Source organism: Streptomyces acidiscabies (assembly GCF_020010905.1).
In the GTDB taxonomy this organism is placed as follows: Bacteria; Actinomycetota; Actinomycetes; order Streptomycetales; family Streptomycetaceae; genus Streptomyces; species Streptomyces acidiscabies.
The window spans coordinates 2,970,995-2,982,241 of record NZ_JAGJBY010000002.1; the positions used below are offsets into that span (position 1 = coordinate 2,970,995).

The window sequence follows — 11,247 nt, forward strand, 5'->3', positions numbered from 1 at the left end:
CGGCCGACCGACCCGATCCCCCGATCGCTCCACGGACCTCCCGTACCCCGTTCGGTCCCCCGTGAGGTCCATGGAACTTGTGGTGCTCCCCCTTGTGGTGCTTCCCCAGGAACGTCGGCGCTTCCCCCCGTCGAGCCCCTTGCGCCCACATGAGTAAGAGCGCCCACCCCGCCCCCTGATACACCTCCACGCAAAAAAATCTCCCCCAGTTTTTCGCGACTGGTTTTCGCGACTGGGGGAGACGGCGGGTGACCTGCGCTTACCCGTGAAGCACTATGCGGACGCGGTGGCCTCCGAGGCAACCGTGCTCTCCACGACGGCCTCGCTCTCCACCAGCGCGGCGGGCGCGGCGACCGCCGGGAGCACCGGCTCGTCGACCCGCTGCTGCGGCAGCGTCACCGGACGCAGCTGGCGCGGTCCGGAGACGACCGTGTAGTCCTGGCCGAGGAACGGCGGCGCGATCTCGCCCGGGTCCTCGCCGAGCGCCAACTGCACAGCCGCCCAAGGGGCGTTGACCCCGCACTGCGAGAGCTGGTGCAGCCCTCCGGCGGGCCGGGTGTTGACGTCCATGAGGACCGGCTCGTCGCCGAACATCCGGAACTGGATGTTGGACAGGTAGTGCAGCCCGAAGCCCTCGGCGATCAGCCGGGCCGGCTCCAGCCACCGCTGGTCCAGCGTGAACCCGCGACGACGCCCGTTCTTCGTCCGCCCGATGGACATCCGGACGATGTTGTCGGGCCCGGTGAGGCAGTCCACCGACACCTCGGGCTGCTCCAGGCGCGGCATGACGATCCAGTCGACCTCTTCCTCGGCCTCCTCCAGCGCGGCCGTCACCATGTCCAACGGGACGTAGGGGGACGGGAATCCGGTGAGGTGCGAGAGGGAGAAGGGGGAGCGCGTGACGACGCGGAAGCCCACCCCGCCCGCGCCGGACGCCGGCTTGAAGCACGCCTTGTGGCCGTCGGCCTCCAACGCGTCGACAGCTTCGACGAGTTGTCCCGCGTTGCGCACGCGGAACCACGGCGGCACGCTCACGCCGACGGCGCGCACGGCCTCGTACGCCACGATCTTGTCCTCGAAGACGGCCACGGCCTGCGGCGTCGGCGCGAGCAGCGCGGTGCCGACCGCCTCGAAGTCCGCGCGGTGCGCGACGATCGCCGACTGGTGCAGGCGCGGCACGAACACGTCGATGGAGCGGCGCGCGCACTGGTCGAGCGCGAACTCGACGTAGGCGGCGGGGGAGAGGCCCTCGGGCTCCAGATCGGCGGTGTCGGCGGCGGCCAGCACGGGGGAGTCGGCGTCGCCGTGCGTCGCATGGATCTCCACGGCGCGGTCGCTGGGATTTCTCCGCAGCTGATCCATGAAGAAGACGTTCTCCGCGTACGTGCGGTTGAGCCAGACGCGTACGCGAGAGACCATGCGAGGCCGCCTTTCAGGGGTCGCGGGCAGAGCAAAGCGAGCCCGGCCCGGGCAGAAGGTTGGAGGGACACCAAACCGCCCTGCGCGAAGGGAAGTTCATGGCGGTGGTGTTGGAGGCGATCATACGGCCTGCGGGGGGTACCGCGTGCAACACGCGTGTTACGGATTCCCGGGCCGTGCTCCCGTGCCGTGGGTGGCGCGTGCGACGGCGTCGTACGGGACGGCCTTGTCGCGGGGCGCCGAATGTGTTGTCGTGGTGACCTTGGAGAGTTCAACGAAGGACGGGGGCGCGTGGTGACGACGACGGCCGGGGGAGCCGGGCGGCTGCTGGCCATCAGCGACCTGCACATCGGGTATCCCGAGAACCGGGCCCTGGTGGAGGAGCTGCACCCGGACACCGAGGACGACTGGCTGCTGGTCGCGGGCGACGTCTCCGAGAACGTCGCGGACATCCGCTGGACCCTCAAGACCCTCGCGAGCCGCTTCGCCAAGGTCGTCTGGGCGCCCGGCAACCACGAGCTGTGGACCCACCCCTCCGACCCGGTCACGCTGCGCGGCGTCGAGCGGTACGAGCACCTCGTCGCCGTCTGCCGCGACCTCGGCGTCGTCACCCCCGAGGACCCCTATCCCGTGTGGGAGGGCCCCGGCGGTCCGGCCGTGATCGCCCCGCTGTTCCTGCTGTACGACTACTCGTTCCTGCCGGCGGGCTGCGCGACGAAGGAGGCGGGCCTGGAGTACGCGCACGGCACGGGCGTCGTCTGCAACGACGAGTACCTCCTGCACCCCGACCCCTACCCGACCCGCGAGGCGTGGTGCCGGGCGCGCGTGGAGCTGACGCGGCGGCGGCTTGAGGCGCTGCCGGCTGACCTGCCCGTCGTCCTCGTCAACCACTACCCCCTCGACCGGCACCCCACCGAGGTGCTCTGGTATCCCGAGTTCGCGATGTGGTGCGGCACCACGCTGACCGCCGACTGGCACCGCCGGTTCCCGGTCGCCGCCATGGTCTACGGCCACCTCCACATCCCGCGCACCACCTGGCACGAGGGCGTCCGCTTCGAGGAGGTCTCGGTGGGCTACCCCCGCGAGTGGAAGAAGCGCCAGCAGCCGCCGGGGCGCCCTCGGCTGATCCTCCCGGCTCCGGTTTCAGCGAAGGGCGAGGGCCGGTGATCGAGCGGCTGTTGCCCGCGTCCGTGGTGACGGTCGAGGCGATCGGGCCTGCCGCCGCCGACCCGGGCGCCGAGGCGGGGCTGTACCCCGAGGAACGCGCGGTGATCACGAAGGCCGTCGACAAGCGGCGCCGCGAGTTCGCCACCGTACGCGCCTGCGCGCGGCAGGCGATGGAGAAGCTCGGCGTCCCGCCCCGGCCCATCCTGCCCGGCGAGCGCGGCGCGCCCGGCTGGCCCGAAGGGGTGCGCGGCAGCATGACGCACTGCGCCGGGTACTGCGCGGCGGCCCTCGTCCGCACCGCCGACCTCGCCTCCCTCGGCATCGACGCCGAGCCCCACGACCGGCTGCCGGAGGGCGTCCAGTCCGCGATCGCGCTGCCCGCGGAGGAGGAGCGCCTCGCCGCGCTCACCGCGAGCCGGCCCGGCGTCCACTGGGACCGGCTGCTGTTCAGCGCGAAGGAGTCGGTGTACAAGGCGTGGTTCCCGCTGACGGGGAAGTGGCTGGACTTCTCGGAGGCGGACATCACGCTGACACCGGTGGAGGAGACGTTCGGGACGGTGTCGGCGACACTGCTCGTGCCGGGGCCGGTGGTGGCGGGGCGGGAGGTCGGGCGGTTCGAGGGACACTGGATGGTCAGGGACGGGCTGCTGGCCACGGCGATCGCGATTCCGTACACAGCGTGAATCTCAGGGACACCATCCCCGTACGAGCTTGAAGAAATCCGCCTCGTTCCCCGTGAGGCCCGCCTGCCGCAATGCCTCCTCCGCCTCCGCGAGCACCGACTCCGGGACGACCCGCACCTCTCCGTCGTACGCGGCGGCCACGGTGTTCAGGAGTCGCAAGTACGCCTGGACTGCGGCGCGTTCACGGTCGGTCAGTACGGAGGTGGTGGGCATGGGCGGCTCTCCCCTGGTCGGCGTCGGCTGGTTGGTCTCGTCGTACCGTCCAGCTTGCCGCCCGCCACTGACAATCGCCCTCAACCCCGTTGCGATGCGCTCCGGTTCACCTGCATAGCGGACGTCATGTTCGGCCGCGCGTCACTTCCCGTCCTGCCGCAGATACCCGAGCGACGCCTCGATCCGCCCCGCCAGCCGGTCGCGGCGGCCCTTCTCCGGCGTCCCCGCGAGCAGCCCCCGGCAGCGGCTCGCCAGCAGCAGGCCGAAGGTCTCCGCCTCGCGCTCGTCGGCCTCGTCGAAGCGCGTGCGCGCGGCGACCCGGCGCACGGTCTCCTGGAGGTCGGCGCCGTCGCACAGCAGGCGCGTGGCGACGACGGCGCCCGCGACGGGGTGGCCGTGGTGCCCGGCGGTCATGTGCCACAGCTCGTGTCCGAGGATGACCAGTTGATGTTCGGGCGCGGTCCGTTCCTCGATCACCACGAGGTCCTGGTCGGTCATGTCCAGCCACAGCCCGCTCGCCGTACCGACCGGGAACGCGGCCGTACGGAAGTGCACGGGACGGCCCCGCCGGCGGCTCATCGCGGCGCACAGACCGGCGTACACGTCCCCGGGCGCCGCAGGTGCGTCGAGGGCCAGTCCGGCGAGGAGTTCGCCGCACAGCCGTCGCATCCGCCTGCTCATGCCCACCGTCCTCCGGGAGTTCACGACTCGGGTCGCTTGACGCTCTCCAGCAGCATGTCCAGCCACTCGGCGACCTTGTCGCGGTGCTGGTCGGTGGGGAGTTGGGCGGCGCGCCAGGCGATCCCGCGCACGCCGTGGTCCTGGAGGAGCCGCTCCAGCGGGTCCGCAGCGGAGGCGGCCTCGCGCGTGGCGAGCTGCTGGAGGAGTTCCTGTTCGGTGTGGAGCAGGACACTGGCGAGCGCCTCGGGGTCCTCGGCGGTCAGGAAGCCCGCGTGGACGCGGAAGAACCGCTGGATCGCGTCGCAGTGCTCCATCGTGGGCCGCCGGTCGCCGTTGATCAGCGCGCCCGCCTGCTGCCGGGACATGCCCGCGCCGTCCGCGATCTCCTGTTGCGTGTACTTGCGCCCGTCCGGCTTGAGGCGGGTGCGCCGCAGCAGCCCGAGCCGCTGGAGGAAGCGGGCCTGTACGTCGGGCTCGCCCGCCGGGCGCCCGCTCAGCAGCGCCTTGACGACGGGCTCGGGCACCCCGGACGACACCGACAGCCGGGGGACGTCGAAGACCTGCGCGTACGGCACGCCGAGGCGGTCGGCGAGCGCGGTGACCCGGGCGACGAGAGCCGACAGCGAAGCCGTCGCCGGGTCGCCAGCAGCCTCGTAGCCATCCGTCACGGAACAGGTCTCCTACATCTCTCGCGAACGCCCCGCGTCCCGACCGGCCGAAACCGCCTCCTCCGCACCGACGGTCACACTCATCCATACCGGCAGTCACGGTCAACTGCCCGGAGGGTAACCGGTTTTTCGAACTCACATCCAGGTCTCGCCACAACTGTGGCCAATTTCAGCCGTCAACAAACGCCGAATGCCACGATAGTTGACATGACGAGTGCGGGGACCGGAGGATCGGGGCGCCGCGAGACGGCCGCATCAGGCAAGAGGGGTGACCTCCCGATGGCATACAGGGCAGGTGGGCAGCGGCCTGTGCCGCCGTCCCGCCCCGAGGGGCCCGAGGCCCACGCGTACCTCCAGGACTACGCCGCGCTGCTGGACGCGGTCTCCTTCCCGTCCGTCGTGCTCGACCAGCGCTGGGGCGCGGTCATCGCGAACACCGCTTTCCGGACACTTTTCCGGGAGGTCGGCCCGCATCCCACGGCCATGCCCGACGACAACTTCCTGCGCTTCGTCCTCTTCCACCCCGACGCCTCGCTCGTCCTCGGCGACCACGAGTCGCGCTGGTGCCTGCCGATGCTCGCGCAGTTCGCCGCGGCCCTGGAACGGGACGGCGACGACCGCGAACTCCAGGCCGTACGGCGGGAGATCGCGCAGGACCCGATCATGGAGGCCGCCTACCGGCACGGCCTGCCGCGCTGGATCCGCGAGGTCGGCCCCGCCGCCACGGCCCTCGACGGCGCGGTCCGCCCCCTCCTGCACCCCGACCCGCGCTGGGGCGCCACCGACTGCCGCGTCGTCACCGAGGTGACCAAGGCCCTTCAGGACATGGGGTGTACGAGGCTGACGCTGGTCCTGCGGGAGCCTCGGAGGGCGCCGCACGGGGGGCGCCGGGGTGGGGCGCGGGCTGCGCGCAGGGGGGCGAGTCACCTGACGGTGGTGCCGGAAGTCTGAGTTTCAGAGATCCAGTACCAGCCGGTCGCCCTTGCACCTCGACACGCAGATCATCATCGTCTCTCCGGCTTCCTGTTCCTCCGCCGTCAGCACCGAGTCCCGGTGGTCCACCGCCCCTTCGAGGACGTCGGTCTCGCAGGTGCCGCACGTCCCCTCCGTGCACGAGTACAGGACCTCGACCCCGGCCGCCCGCACCGCGTCGAGCACCGAGACGTCCGCCCCGACCGTGACCGTACGGCCGCTGCGCTCCAGGACGACCTCAAACTCGCTATTGATGGCGCCTAGTTGGGGGGTGCGCGGCTGGAACCGCTCGACGTGCAGCGCTCCCGACGGGCACCGGCTCTCCACCGCGTCGAGCAACGGCCCTGGCCCGCAGCAGTAGACGAGGGTGTCGCCGGGCAACTCGTCCAGCACCGGCCCGAGTTCGAGCAGCGCCCCGGTCTCGTCCTGCGGCGCGACGGTCACCCGGTCGCCGTAGCGCAGGAGTTGGTCCGTGAACGCCATCGACCGCCGCGAACGGCCGCCGTACAACAGGGTCCACTCAGCGCCGGACGCCTCGGCGGCGGCGAGCATCGGCAGCAGCGGGGTGATGCCGATGCCCCCGGCGACGAAGCGGTAGCGGGGTGCGGGCAGGAGGGGGAAGTTGTTGCGGGGGCCGCGTATCCCGACTTTGTCGCCGGGCGCCAACTCGCCGTGCACATAAGCCGATCCGCCTCTGCCGTCCACCTCCCTCAGCACCGCGATCCGCCACTCGTGCCGGTCCGCCGGGTCGCCGCACAGCGAGTACTGCCGCTCCAGGCCGGGCGCGAGGAGGAGGTCGACGTGGGCGCCGGGCTCCCAGGCGGGCAGGGGGTCGCCTAGCGGGTGGCGCAGGGACAGCAGGCGTACACCCTCGGCCGGGGTGGCGATCTGATGGACGGTCAGCTCACCGTCGTACGCGGTCACTTGGCGCCCTCCGTCTCGTGGCCGCGCGGGTGCGCCAGCATCCACTCCCACATCTCCACCGGGTCCTGCGCGGTGTGTTCGCGTCCGCAGTGGCAGGTGCCGTGCAGGACGTCGGTGCCCGGGAGCCAGGCGACGCGGTAGACCTCGCCGGTCACAGGGCCCGCTCCACGGGCTTGGCGCCCTCCTCGACCAGACGCGCGAGGATACGGCGCGCGGCGAGGCCGCCGGTGTCGATGTTGATGCTCAGCTCCTGGTAGCCGTCGCGCTCCGAACCCAGCGTCCGCTGAAGGAGGTTGAGGGCGTCGACGTCCTGCATGACGACCGTGTGGTTGTTGCCGCGCAGGAACTCCGTGACCTCCTCGTCGTCCGTCGCCCAGTCCCGCGACACCATCCAGAAGTCGTACACCTTCCCGTCGCCGGACGGGGTGATCGCGTACGTGATCTCCGTGTGGAAGCCGTGCGGATCGCTGCCGTCCGCCTCGGGCGCCACCCCGACCGGGGCGATGCGGCTGTGCAGCAGGTACAGGCACGGCGCGTGGTACTCGATGTCCTGCCAGCGCGTGATGCGGCCCTCGATGCCGGTCGAACGGGCGTAGAACGGGGGGCACTCGGCGTCGTCCATGTGCCGGCTGACCCGGACGATCCCGGCGCCCTCGTCGACCTCCGTGGTGATCGGCGTCTCCGCGACCTCGGGGGTGCCGATGTAGCCGCCGTGCAGATACGTCTCGTGCGAGAGGTCGAGGAGGTTGTCGACCAGCAGGCCGTAGTCGGCGTCTATCGGCTCCATGCCGCGTACGGTCGTCCAGCCGGGGGCGTCGAGGTGGCGGGCGCGCGGGATCGCCGCCGGGTCGGCGAGGGCCGGGTCGCCGATCCAGACCCAGATCAGGGAGTCCTGTTCGACCACCGGGTACGCGGCGACGCGCGCGGTGCGCGGGACGCGTTTCTGGCCCGGCACGTACACGCACGTACCCGTCGTGTCGTACGTGAAGCCGTGGTAGCCGCACACGATCCGGTCGCCGTCGAGGCCGCTCGCCGAGAGCGGGTAACGCCGGTGCACACAGCGGTCGTGCAGCGCGACCGGGGTGCCGTCGGCCTCCGTGCGGTACACGACGATCGGCTCGCCCAGGACGGTGCGGCCGAGCAGCTCGCGGCCCACCTCGTGGCTGTAGGCCATGACGTACCACTGGTTCCTGGCGAAGGCGGTGATGTGCGGCATGGGGTTCCCGTCTCTCGGTCCTGGCGCCATCGTCTTGAGGTGCGCGGGGGTGTTGCAACGGGACTTCCGCCTGGCGGAAGGATCGCTGGTGCGGGGCGTGTGCGGGGCGTTGAGGATTTCGGTTGGCCGAAAAGGGCGGACGCGATCTGTTAATTCATGGGGAGAGGTCGGGGGAGAGGGTGCCTGTTTCGGGAAGTGTGAGCGGTCGGTGTGCGGTGATCACTTATTCGGGGGCTGGCCGAAAATACCGGCGGCGTGACACGTTCGGGTGAAGGTGTGCGAAGGGGCCGGGGGCCATACGGAGTACCTCGGATAGGCTTCTTCCGTCGCCATTCTTTTTGCGGCAGTCGCCGCCACATTCCACGATCACCCACCCCGGAAAGGGAAACCGAGTCATGCCTCCCGTAGTTCCCCCGTTTCTGATCGGTCTCATCGCCGCGCCTTTGGCCAAGCGCATCGTCGCGCCTTTGATGAAAGGGCTCGTGAAGACCTCGGTCGGGCTCGTCATGGAGGTGAAGCGCGCCGCCCACGAGGCGACCGAGGGGCTCCACGACCTCGCGGCCGAGGTGACCGCCGAGGTGATGGCCGCCCAGCTCGCGACCGGCGGGGCACCGGCCGCCGCCTCCGTGCCGACCGCCGCCGCGGCCCCGGTCGCGGCCGACACGGGCGCCGCGAAGACGGCTCCCCCCAAGGCGCGGCCCGCCGGCGGGGCCGGCAAGACGCACTGAGAACACGCGCCCGGAATTCGTCACACGACAGCCGCCCAGCACGCGGTGTCGCAGAGAGCATGGGAACCAGCTGGACATGGCACTACTGGTGGGGGCGGCGGCCGTCGGACGGCCGATCCGGAGCGACGTGAGAATGCGCTCGAACGTGCCGGGGCGGCAGCGGTGGAGTGTTCCACAGGCGGTCGGCCGGCCGCAGTTAGCGGATTCCCTGGCGGATACGCTGCGGAGGGTCCGGGGAATCAAATCGGTGCGCGTGAATTCCGTGACCGGGAGCGTTCTCGTGCTGCATGGCGCGGGGCTCACGAGTGCGGATGTCGGGGAGCTGTTGCGGCGAGTTCTCGGGCGGTTATCCGGGGCTTCCGCAGTGGAAATCGGTGCGCGTACGGAGAATGCGGCGCCCGAGCCCGAGCCCGCGACGAAGGCCGTTGAGCCCGGCACCCTTCGCGCCGCCCTCGCCGTCACCGGGGGCGTCGTGGGGGCTGCCGGGCTCGCGCTCGGGGGCGGGAAGGTGCTGCGCAGGCCGCTGGTCGCGTTGGGGGCGGTCGCCGGGGCGACGGCTGTCGTGGTGCGGCGGGCCATGGCTCGGGCGGGGGTGGTGGGGGACGGGGTTCCGGTAGGGGATGCGGGTGCCGTTGGAGGTGCTGCGGCGGGGGTGGTCGGGGGCGCTGCGGCAGGTGCGGTGGCAGGGGGCGCAGGTGTGGTCGGGGGTGCTGAGGGCCTCGCTGGCGCTGAGGGTCGGCGTTCCTCTCTCCGCGCGCTTCTCGATCTCGTCGGCCCTCACCGGTCCCGGCTCGGGCTCGCCACGGGGCTCTCCGCCGTCTGTCAACTCGCCGAGGTCGCCTGCGGGTTGTTCCTCGGGTGGGTCGCGCTGGTCCTGATCAAGGGGTCCTGCCCACCGCTCCTCGCCCTCGGAATCACCGGCGCCGCCGCCCAGTTGTGGTTCCTCGCCGGCGCCGCGGCCCTCGCCTGCGCCGCCGTCGCCGTCCTGTCGTACGCCGCGAACACCCAGTGGCGCGGGCTCGGCCAGGACGTCCAGCAGGACTGGCGGGACTCCACCTACGCCCACGTACAGCGCCTGGAACTGGGCCAGTTGGAGGGCGAGCGCACCACCCGGATCGCCGGGGTCCTCACCGACGAGGTCGCCCAGCTCGGCGGGTTCTTCGCGACCTGCGCCAACGACGTCGTCCAACTCGGCACGAGTTTCCTCGTGTTGGTGCCCGCGTTCCTCGTCTTCGCCCCGCAGATCGCGTGGATCGCGTTCCTGCCGATGCCCGTCGTAGCCTGGCTGTCGTTCCGTCACCAGGACCGGGTGGCCGACGACTACGCCGTCTCCAGCGAGCACCGGGCCGAACTGCACAGCCAGTTGGTCAACAGCCTTCAGGCGAGCGCCACCGTCAAGAGCTTCTGCACCGAGGAGTACGAGGCCGCCCGCCTCGACGCGCTCGGCGAGAAGTACCGGCTCGGCAACCGCCGTACCGACCGGCACACCGTCCGCCACGGCGAGACGATCCGCGCCGCCACTACCGCGTCCATGGTCGGCATGCTCCTCCTCGGCGGCCGGTCCGTCCTCGAAGGAGACCTGCCCTTCGAGGTGTTCAGCCCTCTCATCGGCCTGCCTCAGCAGGTCCTGTTCCGGCTCACCCGGCTCGGCGCGATCGTCGACCAGTACCAGCGCACCCTCACCGCCTACGACCGCGTCCAGCACTTGCGCGCCTTGCCGACCGAACCCGTCGGCAAGGAAGAGGAGTTGGACCGTACGACCGTCCAAGGGGCCATCTCCCTCAAGGACGTCACCTTCGCCTACCCCGGACGTCCGCCCGTCCTGGAGAACTTCTCCCTCGACATCGCACCCGGTGGCGTCACCGGCATCGTCGGCGCCACCGGCTCCGGCAAGACCACCGTCGCCCGGCTCCTCATGCGCTTCCAGGACGCGTCCGGGGGCCAAGTCCTGCTGGACGGGCGGGACATCCGCGACCTCGACCGCCACGACCTGCGCCGCGCCGTCGGGTTCGTCGCCCAGGACCCCTTCCTCTTCGACGGCACCGTCGCCGACAACATCCGCTACGGCAGCTTCGACGCGAGCGACGAGGACGTCGAGCGGGCCGCCCGCGCCGCCGAGGCCCACCCCTTCGTCGACGCCCTGCCCGACCGCTACGACACGCGCATCGGCGAACGCGGCGCCGCTCTCTCCGGCGGGCAGCGCCAGCGCATCGCCCTCGCCCGCGCGATCCTCAAGGACTCGCCGGTCGTCATCCTCGACGAGGCGACCTCCGCGGTCGACAACGAGACCGAGGCGGCGATCCAGCGGGCGCTGCGGTCGTTCGCGGAGGGGCGGACGCTGATCGTCATCGCGCATCGGCTGTCCACGATCCGGGGGGCCGATCGGATCCATGTCCTCGACAAGGGTGGGGTGGTGGCGGAGGAGGGGACGCATACGGAGCTGCTCGGGCGGGGCGGGTTGTATGCGTCGCTGTGGAGCTTGCAGTCGGGGGAACGGGCCGCGTAGGCAGGGGGGCGGGGGTTCGGGGGTGCCCGGGTGTAAGTCCGGGGTGGGGGAGCGGGGTTGGGGGGTGGGG

The 11,247-nt window shown here is 71.4% G+C and carries 12 protein-coding genes and 1 pseudogene; 6 read left to right on the plus strand and 7 right to left on the minus strand.

Annotated features, from left to right (window positions below; genetic code table 11):
• Positions 1-273: 273 nt before the first annotated feature.
• Positions 274-1,419 carry an ATP-grasp domain-containing protein gene (locus tag J8M50_RS39735; protein ID WP_010357617.1) on the minus strand — a complete coding sequence of 382 codons (1,146 nt, stop codon included), beginning with the start codon at positions 1,417-1,419 and terminating at the stop codon, positions 274-276.
• 294 nt (positions 1,420-1,713) lie between these two features.
• On the opposite strand from J8M50_RS39735, the gene J8M50_RS39740 reads away from it, so the two are divergent.
• Both J8M50_RS39740 and J8M50_RS39745 read left to right on the plus strand, forming a co-directional pair.
• Entirely contained in the window at positions 1,714-2,586 is an 873-nt protein-coding gene (locus J8M50_RS39740) for a metallophosphoesterase family protein (protein ID WP_029184356.1), read from the plus strand.
• Entirely contained in the window at positions 2,583-3,269 is a 687-nt protein-coding gene (locus tag J8M50_RS39745) for a 4'-phosphopantetheinyl transferase family protein (RefSeq protein WP_010357620.1), read from the plus strand. The genes J8M50_RS39740 and J8M50_RS39745 overlap by 4 nt, the downstream gene beginning before the upstream one ends.
• 3 nt (positions 3,270-3,272) lie before the next feature.
• On the opposite strand, the gene J8M50_RS39750 is transcribed toward J8M50_RS39745, so the two are convergent.
• The 3 genes from J8M50_RS39750 to J8M50_RS39760 all read right to left on the minus strand — a co-directional run bounded on the left by J8M50_RS39750 (position 3,273) and on the right by J8M50_RS39760 (position 4,831).
• A complete protein-coding gene (locus J8M50_RS39750; RefSeq protein WP_010357621.1) occupies positions 3,273-3,482 on the minus strand; it encodes a hypothetical protein in 210 nt (69 codons plus the stop codon).
• A 141-nt stretch (positions 3,483-3,623) separates the two neighbouring features.
• A complete protein-coding gene (locus J8M50_RS39755) occupies positions 3,624-4,151 on the minus strand; it encodes a hypothetical protein (protein ID WP_010357623.1) in 528 nt (175 codons plus the stop codon).
• A 32-nt stretch (positions 4,152-4,183) separates the two neighbouring features.
• Positions 4,184-4,831, minus strand: coding sequence for a helix-turn-helix domain-containing protein (locus tag J8M50_RS39760; protein WP_010357624.1), 648 nt, complete (start codon positions 4,829-4,831; stop codon positions 4,184-4,186).
• Between the two features lie 279 nt (positions 4,832-5,110).
• Here J8M50_RS39760 and J8M50_RS39765 point away from each other — a divergent pair, with 279 nt between their 5' ends.
• Positions 5,111-5,782 (plus strand): MmyB family transcriptional regulator, encoded by a 672-nt coding sequence (locus J8M50_RS39765; RefSeq protein ID WP_029184357.1) that lies wholly within the window; start codon positions 5,111-5,113, stop codon positions 5,780-5,782.
• Between the two features lie 3 nt (positions 5,783-5,785).
• Here J8M50_RS39765 and J8M50_RS39770 read toward each other — a convergent pair whose 3' ends face one another.
• Genes J8M50_RS39770 through J8M50_RS39780 form a run of 3 tightly spaced genes read right to left on the minus strand, consistent with a single transcriptional unit; the run spans position 5,786 to position 7,943 of the window.
• Positions 5,786-6,727 carry a PDR/VanB family oxidoreductase gene (locus J8M50_RS39770; RefSeq protein WP_010357626.1) on the minus strand — a complete coding sequence of 314 codons (942 nt, stop codon included), beginning with the start codon at positions 6,725-6,727 and terminating at the stop codon, positions 5,786-5,788.
• Complete coding sequence (locus J8M50_RS39775; protein ID WP_010357627.1) at positions 6,724-6,882, minus strand: hypothetical protein; 159 nt, start codon at positions 6,880-6,882, stop codon at positions 6,724-6,726. Before J8M50_RS39775 ends, J8M50_RS39770 begins: the two co-directional genes overlap by 4 nt.
• Positions 6,879-7,943: a Rieske 2Fe-2S domain-containing protein gene (locus J8M50_RS39780; RefSeq protein ID WP_010357629.1), complete on the minus strand. Its 1,065-nt coding sequence runs from the start codon at positions 7,941-7,943 to the stop codon at positions 6,879-6,881. The genes J8M50_RS39775 and J8M50_RS39780 overlap by 4 nt, the downstream gene beginning before the upstream one ends.
• Before the next feature lie 395 nt (positions 7,944-8,338).
• Here J8M50_RS39780 and J8M50_RS39785 point away from each other — a divergent pair, with 395 nt between their 5' ends.
• The 3 genes and pseudogenes from J8M50_RS39785 (at position 8,339) to J8M50_RS39795 (ending at position 11,177) form a co-directional block, all read left to right on the plus strand.
• A complete protein-coding gene (locus J8M50_RS39785; protein WP_010357630.1) occupies positions 8,339-8,671 on the plus strand; it encodes a DUF5132 domain-containing protein in 333 nt (110 codons plus the stop codon).
• A gap of 133 nt (positions 8,672-8,804) precedes the next feature.
• Positions 8,805-8,945: pseudogene (locus J8M50_RS50305) on the plus strand (HMA2 domain-containing protein); the annotation flags it as partial.
• Positions 8,946-9,035: 90 nt separating this feature from the next.
• On the plus strand, positions 9,036-11,177 hold the full coding sequence (locus J8M50_RS39795; RefSeq protein ID WP_267894014.1) for an ABC transporter ATP-binding protein: 2,142 nt from the start codon (positions 9,036-9,038) through the stop codon (positions 11,175-11,177).
• Positions 11,178-11,247: the final 70 nt, after the last annotated feature.

What these genes read in the sequence shown, in the direction of transcription:
- J8M50_RS39735 (WP_010357617.1), bottom strand. Translation starts at nt 1,419, where the DNA reads ATGGTCTCTCGCGTACGCGTCTGGCTCAACCGCACGTACGCGGAGAAC.
- J8M50_RS39750 (WP_010357621.1), bottom strand. Translation starts at nt 3,482, where the DNA reads ATGCCCACCACCTCCGTACTGACCGACCGTGAACGCGCCGCAGTCCAG.
- J8M50_RS39755 (WP_010357623.1), bottom strand. Translation starts at nt 4,151, where the DNA reads ATGCGACGGCTGTGCGGCGAACTCCTCGCCGGACTGGCCCTCGACGCA.
- J8M50_RS39765 (WP_029184357.1), top strand. Translation starts at nt 5,111, where the DNA reads ATGGCATACAGGGCAGGTGGGCAGCGGCCTGTGCCGCCGTCCCGCCCC.
- J8M50_RS39780 (WP_010357629.1), bottom strand. Translation starts at nt 7,943, where the DNA reads ATGCCGCACATCACCGCCTTCGCCAGGAACCAGTGGTACGTCATGGCC.
- J8M50_RS39785 (WP_010357630.1), top strand. Translation starts at nt 8,339, where the DNA reads ATGCCTCCCGTAGTTCCCCCGTTTCTGATCGGTCTCATCGCCGCGCCT.